Annotated in this window: 16 protein-coding genes; 6 read left to right on the top strand and 10 right to left on the bottom strand. The window is 51.7% G+C overall.

Going from position 1 to position 21,954, the window contains the following annotated elements; all coding sequences use genetic code 11:
• Positions 1-9 precede the first annotated feature (9 nt).
• From AC2FI7_RS14525 to AC2FI7_RS14515, 3 genes are read right to left on the bottom strand one after another with little or no spacing between them, the layout of a single operon-like run.
• Positions 10-1,368, bottom strand: coding sequence for a sensor histidine kinase (locus tag AC2FI7_RS14525; protein ID WP_010437855.1), 1,359 nt, complete (start codon positions 1,366-1,368; stop codon positions 10-12).
• The gene (locus tag AC2FI7_RS14520; protein ID WP_029621649.1) at positions 1,368-2,027 is read right to left on the bottom strand and encodes a response regulator transcription factor; all 660 of its coding nucleotides are present in this window, start codon (positions 2,025-2,027) and stop codon (positions 1,368-1,370) included. Before AC2FI7_RS14520 ends, AC2FI7_RS14525 begins: the two co-directional genes overlap by 1 nt.
• A 38-nt stretch (positions 2,028-2,065) precedes the next feature.
• Positions 2,066-2,668 carry a PepSY domain-containing protein gene (locus tag AC2FI7_RS14515; protein ID WP_496816561.1) on the bottom strand — a complete coding sequence of 201 codons (603 nt, stop codon included), beginning with the start codon at positions 2,666-2,668 and terminating at the stop codon, positions 2,066-2,068.
• Between the two features lie 199 nt (positions 2,669-2,867).
• Here AC2FI7_RS14515 and AC2FI7_RS14510 point away from each other — a divergent pair, with 199 nt between their 5' ends.
• The gene (locus AC2FI7_RS14510; RefSeq protein ID WP_139056588.1) at positions 2,868-3,944 is read left to right on the top strand and encodes a hypothetical protein; all 1,077 of its coding nucleotides are present in this window, start codon (positions 2,868-2,870) and stop codon (positions 3,942-3,944) included.
• 264 nt (positions 3,945-4,208) lie between these two features.
• Here AC2FI7_RS14510 and AC2FI7_RS14505 read toward each other — a convergent pair whose 3' ends face one another.
• The 6 genes from AC2FI7_RS14505 to AC2FI7_RS14480 form a co-directional block, all read right to left on the bottom strand.
• Positions 4,209-4,397: a hypothetical protein gene (locus AC2FI7_RS14505; RefSeq protein ID WP_496816562.1), complete on the bottom strand. Its 189-nt coding sequence runs from the start codon at positions 4,395-4,397 to the stop codon at positions 4,209-4,211.
• Positions 4,398-4,787: 390 nt separating this feature from the next.
• A complete protein-coding gene (locus AC2FI7_RS14500; protein ID WP_496816563.1) occupies positions 4,788-5,777 on the bottom strand; it encodes a HupE/UreJ family protein in 990 nt (329 codons plus the stop codon).
• A complete protein-coding gene (locus tag AC2FI7_RS14495; RefSeq protein ID WP_010437846.1) occupies positions 5,774-6,604 on the bottom strand; it encodes a peptidyl-prolyl cis-trans isomerase in 831 nt (276 codons plus the stop codon). Before AC2FI7_RS14495 ends, AC2FI7_RS14500 begins: the two co-directional genes overlap by 4 nt.
• 159 nt (positions 6,605-6,763) lie before the next feature.
• Positions 6,764-8,686 (bottom strand): DUF3604 domain-containing protein, encoded by a 1,923-nt coding sequence (locus AC2FI7_RS14490; RefSeq protein ID WP_010437844.1) that lies wholly within the window; start codon positions 8,684-8,686, stop codon positions 6,764-6,766.
• Between the two features lie 273 nt (positions 8,687-8,959).
• Complete coding sequence (locus tag AC2FI7_RS14485; RefSeq protein ID WP_010437842.1) at positions 8,960-10,126, bottom strand: reductive dehalogenase; 1,167 nt, start codon at positions 10,124-10,126, stop codon at positions 8,960-8,962.
• 631 nt (positions 10,127-10,757) lie between these two features.
• The gene (locus tag AC2FI7_RS14480; RefSeq protein WP_496816565.1) at positions 10,758-12,290 is read right to left on the bottom strand and encodes a phospholipase D family protein; all 1,533 of its coding nucleotides are present in this window, start codon (positions 12,288-12,290) and stop codon (positions 10,758-10,760) included.
• A 194-nt stretch (positions 12,291-12,484) separates the two neighbouring features.
• On the opposite strand from AC2FI7_RS14480, the gene AC2FI7_RS14475 reads away from it, so the two are divergent.
• The 5 genes from AC2FI7_RS14475 (at position 12,485) to AC2FI7_RS14455 (ending at position 18,371) form a co-directional block, all read left to right on the top strand.
• A complete protein-coding gene (locus AC2FI7_RS14475) occupies positions 12,485-13,666 on the top strand; it encodes an adenylate/guanylate cyclase domain-containing protein (protein WP_010437839.1) in 1,182 nt (393 codons plus the stop codon).
• A gap of 318 nt (positions 13,667-13,984) precedes the next feature.
• Positions 13,985-14,098 (top strand): nitrate reductase, encoded by a 114-nt coding sequence (locus AC2FI7_RS14470; protein WP_420794970.1) that lies wholly within the window; start codon positions 13,985-13,987, stop codon positions 14,096-14,098.
• Between the two features lie 31 nt (positions 14,099-14,129).
• Complete coding sequence (gene torC / locus AC2FI7_RS14465) at positions 14,130-15,317, top strand: pentaheme c-type cytochrome TorC (protein WP_010437837.1); 1,188 nt, start codon at positions 14,130-14,132, stop codon at positions 15,315-15,317.
• A 10-nt stretch (positions 15,318-15,327) separates the two neighbouring features.
• On the top strand, positions 15,328-17,793 hold the full coding sequence (gene torA, locus AC2FI7_RS14460; protein ID WP_496816568.1) for a trimethylamine-N-oxide reductase TorA: 2,466 nt from the start codon (positions 15,328-15,330) through the stop codon (positions 17,791-17,793).
• Complete coding sequence (locus AC2FI7_RS14455) at positions 17,790-18,371, top strand: molecular chaperone TorD family protein (RefSeq protein WP_010437833.1); 582 nt, start codon at positions 17,790-17,792, stop codon at positions 18,369-18,371. The genes torA and AC2FI7_RS14455 overlap by 4 nt, the downstream gene beginning before the upstream one ends.
• 293 nt (positions 18,372-18,664) lie before the next feature.
• Here AC2FI7_RS14455 and AC2FI7_RS14450 read toward each other — a convergent pair whose 3' ends face one another.
• Entirely contained in the window at positions 18,665-21,316 is a 2,652-nt protein-coding gene (locus tag AC2FI7_RS14450) for an AsmA family protein (RefSeq protein ID WP_496816570.1), read from the bottom strand.
• Positions 21,317-21,954: the final 638 nt, after the last annotated feature.

The raw sequence follows: 21,954 nt of genomic DNA, 5'->3' as shown, positions 1-21,954 counted from the left end.
AAGTGAAATCTATATGCGACTCAAATGTCGGTCGTCCTTCCGTTCAGGTATCAGTATTTCGCAACCAAGACCGCCGAGGCGTTCCGAAACGCCAAGTTTAAGCGTGCCACCATAAGCCTTCAGCAGATCGACAGTAATAGCCAATCCCAAACCAGTCCCGCTGACAGAGGTATCCAGACGCTCGCCAGATCGTAGTACGGCTGATTGTGCCTCTTCAGGAATGCCGGGTCCATCATCCTCAATACAGATTTTTATGTTGCGCCCATCACGATGTGCCGAGATATGAATTGTCGTTCGGCACCACTTGAGGGCATTGTCGAGAAGATTACCCAACACCTCTTCAATGTCCTGAGTGTCGATGCTGACCCAAAGACCGGCTTGGTAGTCTGAAGTTAGAGATTTGCCTTCGCGCTCTGCCATAATTGAAAAAAATTTAGACAGCCTCTCGACCGAATTGGAGATATCCGTTCGCGAATGGGTCAATTCGGCGGTATTTGACGCACGCATGCGTGCAAGCGCTCGACCAAGTTGGGAATCTATACGTGCCAGCGCTTCTTCCGCGGACCCGGTATCGGATCCGGATTCCGACAAGTTCAACAACTCGTTTCGGAGAATCGATGTTGGTGTCTTAAGTGCATGGGCCATATCTGCGGCCTGACGTCGAGAATTCGAAACGATCTCGCGATTTCGGTGCAACAGCTGATTGAGGTCTTCCACAAGCGGCGATACTTCTTCAGGATAATCATCCGGCTTCAGGTCGTCTCCGTTGTCCCAGCGATGGGCAACGTCAGCACGCAATTTCCTGAGCGGGCCAATGACCGCAGACATCAACAAAAGAGAGCCCGCAACACCAATCAGCCCAACCAGCCCAAAGACTGGAAGCAGGTTTGATTGTGCAGCCCGGCGTTCGCTTAGCAGTTCAAGCCTGCTTTCCGCAACGCTCACGCCCCATTCCGTTCCGTCTTCAAAGGTGATTTTCTGATAAATGCTGCGAACAGCTTCATCGTCTGGTCCCAGCGTGTTCCAAATGGTTGCTTCGTTGCCAGTACGCGTGGGCTCTGCGATCGTTTCGTCGAACAATGAGGCCGATGTATAGATGTCGCCTTTGTTATTCGTCACCTGCCAATATCTGCCTGAATAAGGCGTACCATATGCGGGGTCGAATATCAGCTCTCTCAGAACATCCGGAGCGTCGGTGGTGACACTTAGTCCAACAACTAACTGAGTGTGACGGTCGCGTAACGTTTCATCAAACTGCTGGAGCACCCTCGTATTAATGTAGGAGAAAACGACCAACGTTCCGACACCTACCGACACTGTGGCAGACGCCAGCCCGCTAAGTAGGGCGCGATGGCGCAGCGATAGCATCAGGCGGTATCGATCATATAGCCGCGTCCTCTGACCGTAGTGATGAGATCAGGCCCCAATTTCTTGCGTAGCCGGGTAATGAATACGGCGATAGTGTTGGAATCTCGGTCACCGTCGTATTCGTATATATGTTCCGATAATTCGGTTCTGGAAACCATGCGCCCCAAGTTGTGTGCAAGGTAGGTGAGAACCGCGATCTCCTGCGCGGTTAGATCAACCGGAATCCCCGCGACACTGACCCGCCCGTTCCTGGTATCCAGCGAGACGTCTCCCATTTCGATAACCGGATTGAGCTGACCACTCTGCCTGCGCAGAATTGCCCGCACACGCGCGGCCAGTTCCGGCATGTGAAACGGTTTGGTCATGTAGTCATCTGCGCCCGCATCAAGACCATCGACACGCTCGCTCCAACCGTCACGGGCCGTCAGTATCAATACCGGTGTCTTAACACCTGAGCTGCGCCATTCACGCAAAACGGAAATTCCATCCCGTTCAGGCAACCCAATGTCGAGTATGATCATGTCATATGGTTCGGTCGCGCCCATATGAAGAGCGTCCGTTCCGTTATGGGCCACATCCACCACATGACCCTCGACCCCCAGAAGTTTTTTAATCTGTTCGCAGAGCTGGGGTTCGTCTTCAGCCAGAAGTATTCTCATATCTTAAAACTACAGGCACATTCGCGTTGGTTTAAGCCCTAATTTCTGCCATTCCCGTTCCCACCGGAATTGCCGCCGCCATTTCCACCGCCGTTCCCGCCAGCATTACCTCCGCCGTTTCCGCCAGAATTACCACCGCTGTTACCGCCGCTGTTACCGCCGCTGTTACCGCCGCTGTTTCCACCCGCATTTCCGCCGCCTCCGGGACCATTTCCATTGCCACCAGCATTCCCTTTACTGCGATTTGCAGCTGATCCGGCCCCATTGCGGTTACCACGATTGCTATTGGCTTTGGTCGAATTGGAACGCGCAGCATTCGAAATCTGGTTACCCACCCCAGACTGGTTGGACACAACAACTCCCGTCTGCGCATTCACAATCACGCTAAAGATTTTTCCATCCGGCTTTTTTACAAGAATTCGATAATAGATCTCACCCGCCTGAAACGCGCGGGCATCGACCGGGGTGCCTCCGTAGGTTTTTGCGACGCCTTTGATGACCCGTGCAAGCCGAATCGTATTACCCGATAGGGTCGCCCTGCGCAGTTCACTCTGTTTGAGCTCACGGACGTCTGCGGCTGCTTCCTTAACAGGTATAGCAACAAGCAAACTTACCACCGTCAATAAAACCGCTACACGCATCTACTTCCTCACACTTGCAGGTCAGAAGATACGTCAATCGACGTGAACCGGTGATGAACAAGCAGTTAGCCCTGCGTTCAAGCGCTCCCAAGTTAAATGATTGAGAGATCAGATGATTCGCACGTGGATTGCAGCATTCGAACACAGCACGCCATTTCATAGATTAAAGCGCCGCTGTTGTTCCATCAAGGAGACCGATATGAAAACCTCTATCCTCAGCCCTATAAAAGCTTCTGCGGTGGCTATTGCTTTGCTGGGATCGACCGCCGTTGTTGTTACAGTCGCAATGCCAGATGTTGCAATTGCCAAAGAAGGAAAAGGCAACGGCGGGGGTAATGGCGGCGGCCAGGGTGGCGGAAAAGGTGGTGGAAACGGGAACAGCGGGAACAATGGTGGTGCCGACAAAGGCGATCGCGATTCAGCCAGTAACAATAAGAAAGGGTCTGACGGAAACCGCAAAGTTGGAAAATCCGGGGGGTCCATTTTCGGCGGTTCAAAAAGCAAGTCTTCGCGTTCCACTTCAGAGAACCGCGGTCGATTTTCACTAAAAGATCTTTTTAATGGAGGCGGCAAAGCAAAAGGCGCTGCAAATTCCAGGACGCGCACGACCACCAGCAGTGGAAAGCAATTATCCAAGACCAACAAGCAGACTACAGAAAATTTGATTGTCGACGAACCTGTTCGCCCCGCAGTTCGGCCCACTGGTAACAGGGTGGCGGCGCTTCTTGGTGCCCACCCTTCTGAACTGGGTGCACTTAATGCTGCGAACGCAAGTGCGACAGCCTTGGCCAATGCTTCACCTAATTCACGTGTCGGAAGAATAGCGACATATCGTGACACGGTGCTGGCCGGAGATCTCTTGCGGGAGGATCTTGCAGAACAGTTGGAAGAGCTTACCGGACTGGAGCCACCAGAGCGCACTGTCGCGGAGATCGAAGAAGATTTAGAAGTCGCATTGGATGATGTTCAAACCAATCAAGAGCTTGTTGACGAACTTGAACAGGCTTTGGAGGATGCCGGTGGAACGGACCCTGTGATCGAAGAGCAGCTCGATCAAGCGCAGATGGATCTGGAAGGTTCAATTGAGGAGGCGCGGGACCTCAATGAGGAACGTCAGGCAGCGTTAGAATATGAAGAAGCGACAGAAGAGGTTCGGGAACTGGTTGAACTTGTTGAAGAACAAGAATTAGCCGAGCGCGAAGCCTTGGAAGCGGCGGCCAACAAACCTGTTACCGATGCCGTGGAAGAAGAGGTCAAGTCGCTTCTGGGTCTGTAATCGAAGCCTCAAATCTCAGGAAAAACTGTCTAACGGTGCAGACAACTCACGGAAGCACCATAAGCCGGGGCGGTCATTTACTTCATCAGAAGCGGAATGGCCGCCCCTTGGTTTACCGGCATTGAACTATGCTTTGTGAGCTACAAACCACGATTTCATTAGCACCAAACGAAAGAATCCCGCCTAAGTTAGGCGGGATTCTGTTGTCAATTCCGTTGTTTAGGACGAGTATCAGGAATTGAACAAGGGTCGACTGAACTACCTTCAGACGTTGGTTTGCGCCTCAGAAAGTCGCTTGTTTTTTACAATTTCTATTAGTGCATTTTCGATAGGAGGGAAGCGACCGCTGATTGTATAGCGTTTGGTTGGCAACTTGTCCGCAGCGATACTGCCAGAGGTTTGCATCACAGCAACAGTGTCGGACTCTTCGGTCATAAAGGCAGACTTGATCATGCGTTTCCCCTCATTTGCAATTGAACGACAACTCGCTCGTTCAACTCTATAGAGCACTATGCCTCATCTCGGTTGAACGTCGCGAAAATACATTGTTCATGTTCGGTTAATGTTGTCCCCAAAACGAAAACAATGGGATAGTATGACCATTTGCCGGGGTTTGTTGCGCAGATCAGGGCGTGCCTTTGCTTCACTGCGATCTGTCAATGGTCTTAATAGGCTATGCTAAATTACTTGATTGACCCTCGTTTGCCTCAGCTCTCTCGAATTGTCGGCCTCCGGGATCGTCTAGTTGTGTTCAGCGCCCTGAGAGTGGTCCTTTGTTCAAGCCTACAGTGTTATTTATTGACCCGCACCTCTTGGGTGATTTCTTGATTGGGGTCGTAGACACTAGAAACCGCTTAAGCGCTCGATAAGCCAGTACATCGAAACCGATCCGATGCCATAGGCGGTGAGTACGACCGGTCCTCGACCAGTCGGCGAGGCAAACAAGCGCCAAATCGCAGTGAAGAGGGCCAGCGCAGCGATGAAACTCATCTGACCAGCCTCAACACCGAGATTAAATGCCAGCAACGCTGCCGGAATATCGTTTGGTGGTAGTCCAATTTCTGCCAGGGCACCTGCAAAACCAAGGCCGTGCAAAAGGCCAAACCCAAAGCAAACAATCCACGGTTTTTGCTTGGAAAGTCGGAAGCGACCTTCGCCACCTTTGACAATCTCCATTGCCAGAAACACGATTGAAAGCGCTATTACTGCCTCGACCGGTGGCCCAGGAACATTCAAAATACCAAAGGTCGCCAGCGCCAGAGTTATTGAATGCGCTAGTGTAAAAGCTGTTACGGCTCCTACCAGTCTCCAGACATCTCGGACCAGAATAAACAGCGCGAACACGAATAAAAGGTGATCCCAACCTTCCAGTATGTGTTCAAATCCCAATTGAAAATAGGATATGAAAACTGACCATGTCGTCTGTTCAAGAGGTATGGTTTGGATTGCTGTATCTGAGGTGAGACGAAGGGTCGTCGGTGCGGCCTCTAAGGGGTGCAAGCGCACCAAAACATCGTTTCTTTGTGCCTCCAAGCCTTCAATCGCAATGGATTTCCCCGCAATATCTTCACGACACTCCATGACCCATGATGAAACCCAGGCCCGACTGTCACGTGTTGCTTCCGGACCACGTGACGGAGCGCAACCATTTGGCAGCACTGCATCAATCGCCATTGGCTGACCATTCACATCGGGCTTTCGCCAATGAACGCTCCATGTGTTTGATGCGATTTGACGGATTTCCAAATATCCCGGATCAAGCGCATGTGCGTTGGCGTCGCCTTCGGGCCACACGAACAACAACGCAATTAACATACAGACCAAATGTCTCATTTGGTTGGTCCCGCGATATCGGGCACCACAATCTCATAGGCATCAGCAAGCGCCTCATATTGCGCTTGCGCCAGATCTGCACTCATGGTGCGACGCCAATCCTGTAGGACCGCATTGCGTATCTCTGATAACGGCGGTGTTTGAGCAGGCTCGATAGCGACCACTTGAACAAGATGAACACCGTAACCTGATTGGATCGGCCCTCCCCATTGACCTGGTTCGAGTTCAGTTAGACCGTTCGAAAACCCGGCACCAAACACCGAGTCGACAACCCGAGTTGCGGTCAAAGGCATTGAGGCAGGCAGTAATGTTGAACGCCCAAATTCAGGAAGCTCTTGTTCCTCACGCACCGTGCTCAACGCGTTTGCGATCGCAGCGTCACCTGGCGCTTCGCCAAGAAAGATCTGATTGAAGGCTACCTTTTTGGACGTCGCGTATCTTTCACGGTTCTTCTGAAGATAGGCCTCCAAATCTTCGTCTTCAGGGGTAACTGATGCAGCAATCGCTTCAGTAAGAAAATCCATCTTTTGGCTTAGCCGCGATCTGATCACGCTATCTCCGCGATCCAGCCCAAGCTTTCTTGCTTCTCTGACCAAAACTTCTTCACGAATTGATGCATCGATCAAAGCTTGCAGTTCAGCTTCGTTTGGTTGGCGTTTCCACCTGGCCTCAAATTGAGTAACCAGAAGCGCGACATCATCTTTGTCGATTGATATTGTCACGAGATTTTCGGTGGTCTCATTTTCCGGCGCGACGATATGGAACCAAATGAATATAGCCGCCCCAATCAGGAAGAAATGGAACAAAGGTTCTTTCAATAGGCGCATGCAGGCTCCTGCGTGAAATGCATCAGGTTCTACGTACCAATGCTGACATCAGCGAGTTAGTTTTTGCAATAAAGTGGGCTCTTGTCGCGCTGCAGAAGTATAGGCATCTGCCGAGGTAACAATCGCCACCTCGACTTATACTAATGTGATTAATGCTGATCACTCTGCCGGCGTGTACCAAATCGGTGATGAATACGCGCGTTCCTGATGCGTCAGCACCGCATCCTCGGGCAAGTCGATGCCATATCTCAGCTTGTCATACAGTATCCAACGCGGAGTCGGAATTTCCAAGGCGCGCACATAATAAAATACCCGTGCATTTGGGTCGAATTCAGGGTCGGACCAAACGGTCACAAGCTCGGAGGCACCGATTGTGTTGGCCCAACTGGCGGCTTCGACATCCACAGTATTCCCCACAGCGGGAACCTTTCCGCTATCATCGGCAATACGATCATCCGACCACGCAACGTCGTAGACCTTTTCTTGAAGGGCGCCTTCAGAATCAAGCCAGCCTTTGATCACCTGAACACGATCCAAGTTAGCACCCACTGGGTCGCGCAGCGCAGCGATCAGGAATGAAGGTGCACCATCTCCCTCGCGTGGGCGCAGGTCCGAACCCATTGGAACGCCTTTGGTATAACCGACATTAGCAAGAAAACGGGTCTCAACATCAGCTTCACTGAAATCCCAACCACCAAAAAACCTCAGGCCGATCCGAGGACCTGTTGTCGCGTATGTCTCACGTCGTTTAAACGCGTCGAAGATCGCAGCACGCGTATTGTCGGTGGCCCAAACAGCCGTGTATCCGGATGCCACCAAAAGGTCGCCCGGTATTTCACCGAGATCATTCGCAATGAAAGGGTGCTTGATCCGCGAGGCTGACGGTTCAACGCTGACCGACTTGCCAAAGAAGTTGTCTTCTTCGGCAGTGGCCAAAGACGTATGGCTGTCCGTCGCGCCCCCCATGCCAAATTTATAGGGGTTCACGCCAAACTTTTCTTCCAGCAGCAATCCTCGTTTCAGAGCTTCTCGGGCGTACTCGCCTGCCAGCATGTCATCGGTCTTCAGCTCGGTTATGTCGAGATTGCCGACGTCCCAGTTCTCGTAATCCGCAAATTCGTCGTCTGGGCTCAGGAACGGATGCGCTTCTCCGTCACCTTTGATTTGAGTGACTTCATAGTGAGGCTCCCATTTTGCGCGGGCGGCTACGTAATCCGCGTCGACCTTGCCACCGTGATAGGTATCTTCGGTCGGGAACATCCACCCGTTTGAAAGGTTGCCGTTATGCGCAAACGCAACTGCGCGTCCTCCGGTTTTCTCCTGATATTCTTCAAGCCAAGCATATAGCGCTTTTGGGTCGGTATCGCCGTAGGGTGGTTGTGTGACCGGTGGCACCATCTGCAAGGCACGGATCGGCCCATCGCGCAGCATGACGTTCCGGTGCAGGTTGAAACCCTTAGGCACCGAAGTCCATTCGAACCCGATAAATGCAGTAAAATTACCCGGGTCGTTGTGCCGCTCGGCCGCAAGCACAATATGTTCCCAGGTAAAGGCAAAAGCGTCGGCACCGGGGCTGTAAGACTCCAACAGAATTTCTGGCAGGGTCATTTGCGAGAAATTGGTTATTATGTCGAAGGCTGCTTTCCCGGCCTCTTCGCCACCTGCTTTGTAGCCTTCGTACCATTCCAGCCCTTTTGGATCAGCCAGAACACCGGGTTTCCCAGCCTGCAAATCCGGAGCAAAGCCCATGAGGTCCGTATGATCTGTCAGAACCATCCAATCCAATGGTCTGGCCAGCCTTACGGGCTGCCCTGTGGAGGAAATGACCTGCTCTCCCTTTGCAAAACGCCAAGCTTCATCGGGTAGCAGGGTATTTCCAAATGCTCCCGCATCTAATGACAGCCCGGTATGTAGATGTGTATCACCCCAAAGCGGGCGTTCGGGGAAAGAACGCTGTGCGTACGGCGAATATGGTTGATTGGAAAACAGCCCTTCGACTGCCTGTTCGCTTGGAACCGCGTCAGAAAGCACAACGGTCGGCGCAAGAATAAGAGATAGAAAACAAGCAGAAATTCGATACATAGTGCCTCCCAAAAAGCAAAAAATACTCAGCGAGTTCCCAGAGTCTTTTGTGACTCCAATATATTCGATTTTTATGATATCATATCTGAGGGGCTCGTGGAAAAAATTTTGCCGCTAAGTCTTTGAGCTAATTGTATTCGAGGCGGTCGGCTCCTTGTTCCCGGATCAAAAATGCTGTCTTTCGCGCTTGAATACGTGTCCAACAGTCCGGGGGAGCACCGGAGCGGACCGCTAAACGATTGCTTCAGTGATCGGCCAAATTTCATGTTGAACTCAGGGGTTTTCCCACCAATCGGTCGGCTTGGCGCGTTTGCCGCGGTTACGGTCAAGCCAAAGGGCAAATCTACGCAAGGGTGAAAGCGCCAGTGCCAACCAGAAACGATGACGCCATAGCGTAAAATCGCGGTTGAACGGACAGACGCGCATGCAAATTGCGCAGTCGGAAGACAGTTTGGCCCAGAACCCAAAGCACCTAGCCGCGTCGGAAGTCCACTTGCGCACACCCTTTATGGCCGAGGGATCCTCCGTTGTCTCCGGCGCTCCGTAAGGGAGCGCTTTGACCGGGCAGGCATCTGCGCATTTGGTGCAAATGCTACAGAAAGCACGTACACCCAAAGGCCTGGGGGGATCATGTGCCAGTGGAAGATTGGTGAATATCTTGGAGAACCGCAATCGCGGACCATATTCAGGTGTTATCACCATCTGGTTGCGGGCATATTCTCCCAAGCCCGCCTTGATCGCATAAGGGATCACGAGACCGGTGTCATTCATAGAGGCTGTGGCCTCATAGCCCAGATTACGGATGTAGGCTGCAAGCTGCATCACGATACTGGCCTCATGGGAGTATTCGCGTCCAGTGGCAGCCCCCGCGAGAGCAGACGGATAGGTAGCCACAAGGTCTTCATCCATCTGATGGCCCATCACGATGACGGATGTCATGCCTTCCGGCAGGTCGTTGGGCGCATCAGAGAAGTCGCGAGTGTCAACTCGGGCCGCGTAAAGCCAACGGTCATCCATATCGGTGATGCCACAGAGATCGGCCCCAAAGAATTTCGCAATTCGTTTGACCTCCCTTGCCATCGCGACAGGGTCGTCTATCGGGTGCTGTGTCGGGGCCACAGGTGTGTCATTGTTGATGGGGGCTTGGAAGCCCTCGCGCCTGCCGGTCTCGCCTCCTCTTTCGGAGATCAAGTCTGAAATCAACCAAGCCGCGTTTCTAAGCGCAAAGTCGCGTTGGGTGAAACCATCCCCACGACGCGGAATGGCTTCCATGCGGTACGAGGCAAAGAAGGCGTCGGTCTGATTGCTGCGGATACGCTCATCCCAAAAAGCGCGGGTAAATATATCATTACGCTGATTGAAGCGCTCAAAGTCATCGGTGACATCAATGCCTGCGGCAGCATCGTCGGGTCGTTGGGGGTGGTTGGAGGGATAGCCCATTGCGAGACGATGCCGCGTGATAGGTCAGTTGTCAAAGGGGAGCAGATGCAACGTTTACATTTGCCCGTGTGAGTTTCCGGTTATGGTGCTGAGGAGGATTGGTCATGAAGCAAGCAGTTTGGTGGACTGTTTGTAGATCGAACGGGTTGTTTGGAATTTGGTTGCGGGAGTAGGATTTGGCCTTTGCCGAACAGCAACGAAACTTTTCACCTAACAAGCTATCTATGTGTAGCCCTTGGGCGTTCGTGCAGGGCCATAAAGAAGGAACTCTAGAAGTTGATTGATTGAAGCGGTCGACAGATGGCCACTCCGCTTGGGTAAATTCAAGACCAAGGTTGTCCCGGAGACCAACGCTGTGCAACCCCTGCAATGAAATGGCCGAGGTGACCGACCATTGTGTCCGCATGGCAGACATCAGGCTGAAATCACTGAACATCCGCTTCGAGCCCAAAGTTACCGGGTGCTGCGGTCCGCGCCAAGGACGGCAATGCGCAGGAAGGCAGACTTTGCAAATTCTAGCTATCGGACAAACCAAATGACAGGCTGGAAACGATCAACAGGCGTTTTCTACCCAAAGCTGCCGTTTTACAGGCCGGAGTTCTCTGGTAGCGTCGGCTATCTGCAAAAAAACCTAAAGCTGCGAACCAATTGGTAAAATACTTAGAAATCCAGCAACTATGTGATCCCAGGCCGATCCCGTCGGCTCGGATTGGTATTCAATTACATTGCCATCATCGCCTTTTGTCGTCCATTTAAGCTGACCAGCTTTCTCGAGCGTCACGTTATATGTGTATGCGGGTAGCGCGTCGTCCAAGGCACCCATGGTCTGTGTAGCCAATGCTGGCGAGTCAATCAGAATTCCCATCTCGGTGTTGATGTTGACAGAACGTGGGTCCCAGTTGAATGACCCTACGAACAAGTATCGGTCATCAACTGCAAACGCCTTGGAATGTAGACCTGACCTGGATTGAGCCCAGTTAATACCCCGGCGTTGGACCTGATAGGCGTCGGGTCGCAGCTCATAGAGTTCTACCCCACCGCGCAGAAGTGCCCGGCGTTTCTTGGCGTAGTGCGCGTAAACGGGTGCGACGTCGTTAGATGCAAGTGAATTGGTTACAACCTTTACTTCGACCCCACGGTTCTCGAGTTCGGTCAGCCATTTCACACCCTTGTTGCGCGGCACGAAATAGGCGGAGACGATGTTCACCTCACGGCTGGCATTCTCAAAGTACGGAAGCAATTGAGATGCCAGAACGGGACTTGAGTTCTCGAGACCAGCGGCTTTCGACGGAGGATCAGCATAAAGCTTCGCAGGCAGCCAATCCAATGACAGAGCTCCATCCGCGAAGTTCTCTTGTGCTGACTTTCTGAGAGCCGCGCCATACTGCGTTTGCTTCGCTTCATCGACCAGTTCGTTCAACCTGACTCGCGCATCACCAAGGTCAAATTCCTGAGGTTCTCCAACAACCACCCGAGCTGGAACGGCAAACTCGCTGTTCCAGTAAGAGTCAAAGCTACGCGACACCTCCCGCACAACGGGGCCTGCGGCCAGCACATCCAGATCAGCATAGTTCATTTCTTCCCGAGCGAGAAAGTACTCGGCACCGATGTTTCTCCCACCCACAATCGTGAACACGTTGTCTGCCGTCATTGATTTGTTGTGCATTCTGCGATTGATGCGTTTGAAGTCCGTCAGCCCCGCGATCAACAGGCTTTGATCTCGCCAAAAAGGATTGAACAACCTGATCTCAATATTTTTGTGATTGTCCAACGCGGCCGTCATCGCGTCATAACTGGACGTATCCATGTCATCCAGTAGCAATCGGATGCGAACACCCCGATCTGCCGCCTGCAAAAGACTGGCTGCAAAAAGGTGGCCCGTTGGGTCGTTGTGCAGCAGGTAGTATTGCGCGTCTATCGTTTGCTCAGCCGCAGCCGCTAACAGCAAACGTGAAACAAGCGCTTCTTCGCCGTCACTGATCAGCTTGACCCCCGACCGACCGTCTTTGGGATCGCCAAGCCGGTTGGCTGCCTGACTAAGAGCTGTGCGCGAGTTTGCCGGAAGTGAGGCCGATACCGTCTTTTCATAAGTGCGAGTTTTTGGAGCGCAAGCAACAAGAGTCAGCGCGCACCAAACACAAACCACAAACTTCCATCGCGTCATCAGCTTCCTCCATCCCTGTATCCTAGGTGACTACGCCGAGACGGGTGATTGCAAGTTTGTTCTGTGAAGCATGAGGTTGTTTCGCTTGTCGTTGTTGATTTGGTGAAACCCTCAACTGCCCCACGCAGGTATGTGATTTTGACGCAACCTCAATTCAAACGTACTCTACCAGCAGCCAAGCGCAAACGAGAACCATGTCTGATCCCGAACACAGAAATGACTCTGCCGCGGAACCTTCGCCGCGTGCCGTGGACGACGGTATCGGCGTGGCAACAGAGGAGTTCAGAATTTCGATGCCAATCGGGATCGGAGCTGTCTTGGCTGCTCTGGCTTCTTTGGCCACGTGCTATTCCGGGATTCTACTGACCTATTTGGTTGGTTATGAAGCGCTTTCCATAAACCCTCATGTGCAAGCGGTGCTCATGTGGGTGTTTGCATTATTGGCGGTTAGTTTCTTATGGAGAGACCGGAAACGGCATGCCAAGGAGCTTCCACTCGTCCTCGGAGGGATTGCTGCCGTCATCCTGATTGTCACGCTGTACTTCGGCTATGACGAACGTGTCGAAGCGCTCGCCTATGTGCTTCTGGTGATCGCGGCTTTGCTAAACCAGAACTTTATACTCGATGCTTTGAACCACACGGTTCGCAACCAGACACATGAAATAGAGGCATTGAACGACAGACTGACCGAGAAGGTAAAGCGCCAGGAAGGCGAGATTGACAGGCTGGCACGACTCAAACAATTCCTTGCTCCTCAGGTTGCGGAGCTTGTCGTAGAAGAAAATTCTGACGAGCTTCTTAAAACTCATCGTCGATACATCGCTTGCCTATTCTGCGACATCCGCAATTTCACGGCGATTTCCGAGGCGATTGAGCCAGAAGATGTCATTACGCTTCTCCAGCATTTCCACGATGAGGTTGGCCATTTAGTTGCACAACACAAGGGAACAATCGGATACCGAGCCGGAGACGGATTGATGGTGTTCTTCAATGATCCGGTTCCCTGCGATCAGCCCGTTCTGCAAGCCGTGCGGCTGGCTAAAGAAATAAGCGAAGCCTTCGAGGGAATACGTGCACCCTGGCAGAAACTCGGGCACGCGATGGGTTTGGGTATTGGGATCAGTAGTGGTTACGCGACGCTTGGGCTTATCGGGTTTCATGGTCGCGCCGACTACACCGCAATCGGTGGAGTTGTGAACACCGCATCCAGGCTTTGCGACTTTGCCAGCGACGGGCAGATCCTTTTGAACCAACGGGCGCTTCTAGACATAGAACAACATGTGGAGACCGAAGAACTGGGGGAACGGGAACTGAAGGGCATCGGTGGCCTTGTGCAGATTTTTCGCGTTATCAGTCTCTTTGATCAAGCAAAGTGATGCCCTCTCTTGTTAGGACTTCAATCGTTCTTTGCATTTTTGAAGGTCCGCTTAGGGCTGCGAGCGGTCAATCTTGCTCGTCGCGGAAAATGGCAGCGTTGAGCCCAAAGCCGATCTTTTTCAAAGGATAATATTCAAAGTCAGCAAGTTAAGTCGGCCTCTTTGTGCGACATTCCGACGCGCCGTTTGCTTCAGGCAAGTTTATCTATGATACTAATATTTCCATAATTGAATTTTTCTTAGCTGAGCGAGATAGCTATGTCAGACCAATCCGTCAGCAGCTCGATAGGCGCAGCCAGACGCGAATGGCTGTCCTTCTTGTTTATTACTTTGATATTATTGCCAGGCATTACAGTCCTGGGAGTAGGAGCTTACGGTTTTACCGTTTGGATTCTGCAAATGATCTACGGCCCACCAACTGGATCTCTATAAGCCCAGAACATGAACCGAGGAGCACGTTCTCATGTCTCTGAAGTCCACATTGTCATCATTTTGGAATACGGTTTCGCGCCCAGCTACGACGATTAGTCTTGGTGTAATCAGCCTCGGCGGCTTCATTACAGGGATAATTTTCTGGGGCGGCTTTAATACCGCGATGGAGCTTACCAACACAGAGGAATTCTGCGTTTCCTGCCATGCAATGCGCGATAATGTCTACGTGGAACTTCAGTCCACTGTCCACTGGGAGAACCGTACGGGTGTGCGTGCAACATGTCCGGATTGTCATGTGCCACACGAGTGGACCAATAAGGTTGCCAGAAAAATGCAAGCCTCGAAGGAGGTGTGGGCAGCTGTATTTGGAACCATAAACACCCGTGAAAAGTTTGAAGAGCGCCGTGCAGAATTGGCAAAACACGAATGGGCTCGACTGGAGGCAAACAACTCTCTCGAATGTCGCAATTGTCATGATTATGACAGCATGGATTGGGACGCTATGTCGGCCGAAGCGCGGTTTTACATGGAACCTGCAGCGGCACTAAATACCGGCTGCATCGAATGTCACAAAGGCATAGCCCATCACTTGCCAGACAACGTTGCGGTCGGAAGCCCGGCCATGGCCAAATTGGAAAACAAGGCAAATTCTGGAAGTGTAACCGTCGGTGAAGACTACTTCGCCATTCGGGATATTCCCGTTTACGACAGCGCAGAGTCGACGGAACCAGTAGGCAACCTAACCCTCGGTGCTGCAGTCGAAATTCTGGATGAAAGCGGCGACCGTATTCAGTTTGCACTGAAAGCGTGGCGAAAAGATAAAGGGTTTGGCCGCGTCATATTTGACGAGTTTGGGCACAATATTCGGGTTGCGGTTCTGTCCAAGGACACCGCGCAAGACGCACAGTTGGTTGAGGCTTCTGCGCCCCAAACGGATGAGGCGACAGGGCTCGATTGGGCCCCTGTTACAGTGACCCTCTGGTCAGACAAACAGGGATACGTGGACGAGATAGATGAGCTTTGGACTGTGGCAGAGGAAAGCTATGCTTCAAATTGCTCGACTTGCCACGCACAACCGGACCCAGATCACTTTGGCACCAATTCCTGGCCAGCACAGTTCAACGGTATGGTCGGCTTTACCAACATGGATGAAGATCAGGCCAATTTGGTGCTGACCTATTTGCAAAAACATTCCGCTGATTATGGCGGCTCTCATTGAGGAGAAACCAATGTCCACGCGCCGTGATTTTCTTAAAGGCACCGGGGCAGCAGGACTATCTGCTCTATTAGGCCCCAGCTTGCTCCAGCCAGCCGCTGCTCGAGCTGAGCAACTAACGTCTGCGGGCGTTTGGAAAACATCAGGTTCTCACTGGGGCGCTATTGAAGCTCTGGTAAAAGGCGGACAAGTTGCCGAAGTCCGCCCTCTCGCCGACGATCCGCATCCGACAAACATGGTGAACGGCATCCAGGGCCTGATCTATTCACCGTCCCGCGTCCGCTATCCCATGGCTCGTGCAGAATGGCTCGATAAACGCAAGGATGCTGATCGGACGTCTAGGGGCGACAACCGGTTCGTTCGTCTAACCTGGGACGAGGCTTTGGATCTGTTCTTTGAAGAGATGGAGCGAGTTCAGGTTTCGCACGGGCCTTCGGGGCTCTATGCCGGTGCGACCGGGTGGCGGCAGACGGGTCAGTTCCACTCGTGCATCAATCACATGAACCGGGCCGTATCCATGTATGGCGGATATGTGAAAAAAGCGGGCGACTATTCAACTGGCGCCGGTCAAACTATTCTTCCATATGTGCTGGGTTCCACTGAAGTGTACTCTCAGGGAACTAGTTGGCCGCTGATCTTGGACAACGCCAAGACCATCGTATTCTGGGCAAATGACCCGCTGAAAAACCTGCAAGTCGGCTGGACGTGCGAAACACACGAACCTTTTGAGTATTTTGATCAGTTGCGGGACAAGATCGCTTCTGGAGAAATCCGGTCTATCAGCGTGGATCCAGTGCGCACAAAAACGCAAAAACACATCGGAGCGGAACAGCTCTATATCAATCCGATGACGGATGTACCTTTCATGTTAGCGTTGGCACACACACTTCACACCGAAGGCCTGCACGACCAAGAGTTCCTGAGTGTCTACACGCTCGGTTATGAACCTTTCATCGCCTACGTCATGGGTGAAGCTGAAGACGGAGTTGAAAAAACGCCCGAATGGGCTGCACCAATTTGTGGCGTGCCTGTTGATACGATTAAGGAGTTCGCTCGTCTTCTTGCTTCAGACCGAACTCAATTGATCTTCGGCTGGTCTGTCCAGCGGCAACAGCACGGCGAACAGCCGTATTGGATGGGAGCGATCATAGCGGCTATGCTGGGGCAAATCGGGCTGCCAGGTGGTGGTATTAGCTACTCTCACCATTATAGCGGTATCGGTGTAGCACCTTCCGGTGCCAGCATGCCTGGGGCGTTTCCCCTTAACCTGGATATTGGTGTCGATCCTGTGCGAACGGACGACAACTTCATGGGAGCAAGCAGTACGATCCCCGTCGCCAGATGGATTGATTGCCTGATGAACCCCGGTGGGACAGTCGAACACAATGGTCATACGGTTACTTATCCGGACATCCGTATGGCAATCTTCACTGGTTGCAATCCCTTCCATCATCATCAGGACCACAACAAAATGCGTGTGGCCATCCAAAAACTGGAGACCATTGTTGCAATAGACTATGCGTGGACTGCCACATGCAGACACGCAGATTTGGTACTGCCCGCGTGCACTCAGTTTGAGCGAAATGATATCGATAGCTACGGTTCCTATTCACGCTCCGGTGTGATCGCGATGAAGAAACTGGTCGATCCGTTGTTCCACTCCAAAACCGATTTTGAGATATTCTCGCTATTCTGCAAACGCTTCGATCGCGAAGAAGAATACACACGCGGTTGGGATGAAATGGAATGGGTCAAAAGCCTTTATGAAACGACCCGCAGCGCAAACGAGGGAAGCTATGAGATGCTGTCCTTCGACGAGTTTTGGGAAAAAGGCATCGTTCGGTTTGAGAGGGGTGAACCCTGGGTCAGGCACGCCGATTTCCGCGACGACCCGGAAATAAACGCTCTTGGAACGCCTTCAGGTTTTATTGAAATCTCCAGCCGTACCATCGGCAACTATGGGTACGATGACTGCGGAGAGCATCCTAAGTGGATGGAAAAAATCGAACGTTCTCATGGGGGGCCGGGGTCGGAGAAGTTTCCGCTATGGCTACAATCCTGTCACCCAGATCAGCGGCTTCATTCGCAAATGTGCGAGAGCGATCCGTACCGCGCGACGTATGCGGTTAAGGATCGAGAGCCTGTATACGTCAACCCGGAAGACGCGGCCGAACGAGGTATAGAAGACGGGGATATCGTGCGTGTTTTTAATGATCGCGGTCAACTTTTGGCGGGTGCAGTTCTGAGTGAAGATTATCCGAGAGGAGTAATTCGCATTCATGAAGGTGCTTGGTACGGTCCAGTCGACGCATCGCCAAACGCTTTAGACACTTATGGTGATCCAAACACCGTCACTTTGGATGTGGGGGCCTCAAAACTTTCTCAAGCTACTTCAGCCAATACCTGTATAGTTGAGATGGAGAAGTTTAAAGGAGAAGTTCCGCAAGTAACGGCTTTTGGCGGGCCGACTAGTATATGAAAGAAGTTTCCCCGGAACTGATACGCTTTCTATCGAATGCATTCGCGCGTGAACTTGACTTGGCAACAATTGCGGCATGCTACGACGGAGTCGCAGACGAGCTTTTGCATGGTGCTGCGGGAACAGATCAACTAATCCAGGAAATGAAAACGTGGTCTAATGCTCAGGAAACGCAAAGAAGGCTCGCAATTAGTTACGGAAGTGTGTTTCTGGCAGGTGGAAGGGAAGCGGCGCCACTATATGCTTCCGCCTGGCAAGGAAACGGGACACTCATGTCCACCCCACATTACAGAATGCTGTCACTTCTGAAGCAAGCCGGAAAAGAAGTTGCCAATAGCTACTCTGAACCAGCCGATCACTTGGCAATAATGCTCGAGTATCTCGCGATTTGTTTGGAAGGGCATCACGCCGCACCAGACGCCGCACAATTTGCTTCCAGTGACATATCGCCATGGTACCGAGGTTTTTCAAAAAAGGTCCATCGCCATAGCGAGTCCGATCCTTTTTACTTGTCGCTTGTGAAGATTACTGAAGCCGTGGTGGAGGACCTAAAAACGAGTATAGTCAAAGTGGAATAAGCGTTTTGTGAACAGATTATTGCTAGGCTAACGGGACATCTTGGTTTGCGTAGAAGAAGATCAGTCCGCATCTCAGAACCACATGGCGGCGAATGACAACTTTGTCCCGCGAGGTGGACGTTCAGATCATTGCGCATTGCCGCACAGCAGCGAACGGCCAATTTGTCCGCAAAGCGGATGCTCATACCGAGTGCAGTGAATGACCGCCATGAGCCCAGAGCAGAAATTGCATTTCGGAAGCAAAGTCTGCCTTCCTGAACTTTAGATTTGACTTTAACTGATCGCCTCCGCCACTACTGCAGTTGTAAAATATCCGGAACGCAAAGTTTTCTTTTTACCGGCATTTTGTCCGCACCATCCGATCGTTTCAGTCTTTTAGGCCCGTCTTTGACCTTAACCTTCGGCTTAGCCAGCGGGCCCTTTAAAGTCACTGGCCAGGGGCTTTTCGAAAGAGGTTCTCCGATTTTACGGGGTTGTAGATTTAAGTCCAAGGCCTTGCCAGTCAAATCAACAGCGCCAAAGACGACAACCTGGACGTGATCTGTTTCCAATGTGGTTTGTTTCGTCGAGAGGTTTCCATTAGAAATAATAATCGGCGCTCGCAAACATACAATTGGAGCTACCTTTTGTTTGTCCTTGGTAAACACCCAAGGTAGCACCCCAAGCCCCGCCAGATCTAAAAGCTGAGTCTCAATCGAGCCATCACGCAGTGAGACTGTGGCATTGCCGCTCATGCTGTTAGCAAAATGCTTGGGTGAATCGGTTCCGCCTGTAACCGAAAAATCTGCATAGACTGTACCGCTTGCGCCCTTTTTGAAGTTCAGGTTGTGAAGAATATCATCCAGCTGCCAGCCACCTGCGTTGCCGGTCAACGTGAGTAGATGCGCGTCGTTTGATAGATCCATTTGCCCGCTAACGTCGAAGCTTGCGCCTCCGTATTCAAACTTCAAAGGCCCAGCCTTAAGCTCGTTTTTGTTGAGCATCAGTTCGCTCTGCAAACTGCTGATGCCTTTCGCACCCTCTATGTGACGAAGGTCTACGTCGACATCCATATCCATACCGGATAAGAGAATTGAACGTCCGATAGGTTTAAGCGTCACATCTCTCAACGCACCTTGATCGCCTTCGTCTTCTTGCTTAGACCCTTTCTCCTCTGGCTCTGGACCGCCTATTTTCCGCAACTGTGCAGCGGCCTGTACGATAGTTCGGATCTGATCTATCTTTATCAGGTCACTCTCAATGGAACCCCGCAGCACCGGCTCACTTGTTGCATCATCTAGATCGGCCAATATCTGTAAGACAGAGTCGGCGACCTCAACATTGGCACTAGCGTTCCAATCGGTGTCTTCGCTAACAAGGTCGATTTCAAGGCGTGCCTGTCCGGTTTCGACGCGTTCAAGCGACAGGGCTTCCAAAAGGTCCGCTCCGGATGGGACTGAGACATCAATTCCCAAATCCAGGTCCTCGAATTTGAGTACATTCTTGACAGTGCCATGCACTTCAAGGTTCCAGACGTCCGTATCGCTTGTCTTCCCATCCAAATTCGTCAGCGAAAGCTGATTGATGTCACCGTTCAAGTGGAAGTCACCGGAAAACCTGCCAAGCTGGTCGTCTGGTCCCAACAATTCTGGCGAGATCAAACTGCTTGCCGGTATATCGATTAGGCCTACTGCTGATATGCCTTGCAACTGAAGCGCGTCATCGACCGAACCGTTCAAAATGATAAACGGATCGGCGGGGTTTCCAATTCTCAGGTTGATGTTTCCGACCTTTAAGGCGCCTTCTGGTGTTTTGGAAAGCTCGGAGAACTTAATCGGTGGCGGGCCTTCGCCGGACGTGTCCAACGTGAAGCCGTTGGTCTTAATGACCATTTGTCGCTGCGGCACCTGCCCGGGTACGCTGTCAATAACCATGTCGACCGCGATAAGTATAAGATCATATCGCGAGGCGGCTGGCGCTGGTTCCGCATCTTCTGGGTACAACCTAATTCGGGTTGTCAGCGATACGTCTTCCGGGTTGCCCAGTTCCCCGATCTGCCCCGTCAGCGAAAGGCTTTGCCCGCCATCCAACTCAGCCAATACAGATAGGCCGTCAATCCGTGCTACGCCGTCGACTGATTTGAACGTTACACCAATATTCCCCGTACCGTCCAAAACTCGGTTAAGCTTCAGGATATCGAGAAACTGGCCAAATTCTGCAATCTCTATGCTCGTCTTCACTTGTAGGCCGTTTTCTTGAGGGACTTCATCTGCGGCAATCGCAATCTGTTCAAAGTTCACCGCCACTTGAAACGGGTCTTTCGCGGGAAATGTCGCGTTCAGCTCAAACCTCTCTCCGTTTAGCGAACCGGCCCCGACTGCCGTCGCAACATCGGTTTCCGTATCACGCTTTAAGAGCAGCTGAGGAAGCTGAAGGTCCAACTCAAGTCCGTTTAAATCGTTCTGATAAAAAATGGCGATATCAGTCAGATCAATTTTGCGGTCCGTCAGAATTCCGGCTAACGGCGGCGTCGGGGAATTTGCAGGTTTTCCGGCTTCAGCTTCCGTTTGGGAAATGGACTGCCAGTTTCCGAAGCCGTCTTTGTCTGTGATTAGGTTAAGATGAACACCTGAGAGCGAAAGACCACTTAGTGACAGTTTACTGTTCCAAAGGTCGCGCGCGGAAACTTCAAACTCGATCTCATCGATTGCTGCAAGTTTCACATCAGCATTCTGAGAACCGGGTAGTTCCAGCCCTGTCGCTGACACCTGCAATTGCCAACCAAGTCCCAGACGCACTTCATCTTCAATTCTAACGTCCTGACCAAGTTTCTTAGAGATCAGATTTTCGACGAAAGTAGTCCTGATCGAAGAAAACAACGCAGAAGACAGAAAAAGCCAAGCTGCCAACATAGCGACACACGCGACAACGAAACAAATCAATATACCTTTTGCAACGTATCGCACGTACTTCTCCTAAATTTCCGATTCACCCAGTGGACAGCCTAGACCATTTAATCATTAAGTTAATGGAGTATATGGTCAGTAAATGATCTGAAATCTGAATGATCTTGACTATATAGCCGATATTCTCGCCTATTTAGTCGAACCGCTAAGAAGCGGGTAATTGATAGACGTTCGACTAGTGCTTCACGCCCGGTTTCTAAACGACAGGCTTGAGCGTTGCATGAGTGCTGACTAAATCGGTCCGACTATCCCTCCAACCGAGAGAAAGCAGGGTTCTTTCGATACCCTTCATTTATTCAGTAACTGCTACAAATGAATTCATAAAACAATGATGACACGACGAGCTCACTAGCCAGAAAACAAGAGGGTCAGGCTGCGTTTTGTTCCAGAGCCGGGGCCGTTACGAGACAGATTGTTCACATTGTCCGGCTCCTTAGTCGGAGTCAATATCGGTCTATTGCATCTCTTGGGTGGGGCCGATGGATCAAAGAGCGCTTTATGAGGCCTTGCGTTGGAAATGCTTACCGTGTTGCTGCAGCTTGGCTTGGTGCCGTGTCATCACTAATGCTGGCACTTGGCTTATCAGGTATAAATCTGCCTACGTGAACAAAATAACTCCCTCCCGCTTAGGATCGGGT

This window comes from Ruegeria sp. YTSA064 (genome assembly GCF_059610325.1).
Note: the sequence above shows the minus strand (reverse complement) of the source record. Positions and strands in the feature narration are given on the sequence as shown.

Coding starts and splice junctions, on each gene's coding strand:
- AC2FI7_RS14525 (WP_010437855.1), bottom strand. CDS start 1,368: ATGCTATCGCTGCGCCATCGCGCCCTACTTAGCGGGCTGGCGTCTGCC.
- AC2FI7_RS14520 (WP_029621649.1), bottom strand. CDS start 2,027: ATGAGAATACTTCTGGCTGAAGACGAACCCCAGCTCTGCGAACAGATT.
- AC2FI7_RS14515 (WP_496816561.1), bottom strand. CDS start 2,668: ATGCGTGTAGCGGTTTTATTGACGGTGGTAAGTTTGCTTGTTGCTATA.
- AC2FI7_RS14510 (WP_139056588.1), top strand. CDS start 2,868: ATGAAAACCTCTATCCTCAGCCCTATAAAAGCTTCTGCGGTGGCTATT.
- AC2FI7_RS14505 (WP_496816562.1), bottom strand. CDS start 4,397: ATGATCAAGTCTGCCTTTATGACCGAAGAGTCCGACACTGTTGCTGTG.
- AC2FI7_RS14500 (WP_496816563.1), bottom strand. CDS start 5,777: ATGAGACATTTGGTCTGTATGTTAATTGCGTTGTTGTTCGTGTGGCCC.
- AC2FI7_RS14495 (WP_010437846.1), bottom strand. CDS start 6,604: ATGCGCCTATTGAAAGAACCTTTGTTCCATTTCTTCCTGATTGGGGCG.
- AC2FI7_RS14490 (WP_010437844.1), bottom strand. CDS start 8,686: ATGTATCGAATTTCTGCTTGTTTTCTATCTCTTATTCTTGCGCCGACC.
- AC2FI7_RS14485 (WP_010437842.1), bottom strand. CDS start 10,126: ATGGGCTATCCCTCCAACCACCCCCAACGACCCGACGATGCTGCCGCA.
- AC2FI7_RS14480 (WP_496816565.1), bottom strand. CDS start 12,290: ATGACGCGATGGAAGTTTGTGGTTTGTGTTTGGTGCGCGCTGACTCTT.
- AC2FI7_RS14475 (WP_010437839.1), top strand. CDS start 12,485: ATGTCTGATCCCGAACACAGAAATGACTCTGCCGCGGAACCTTCGCCG.
- torC (WP_010437837.1), top strand. CDS start 14,130: ATGTCTCTGAAGTCCACATTGTCATCATTTTGGAATACGGTTTCGCGC.
- torA (WP_496816568.1), top strand. CDS start 15,328: ATGTCCACGCGCCGTGATTTTCTTAAAGGCACCGGGGCAGCAGGACTA.
- AC2FI7_RS14455 (WP_010437833.1), top strand. CDS start 17,790: ATGAAAGAAGTTTCCCCGGAACTGATACGCTTTCTATCGAATGCATTC.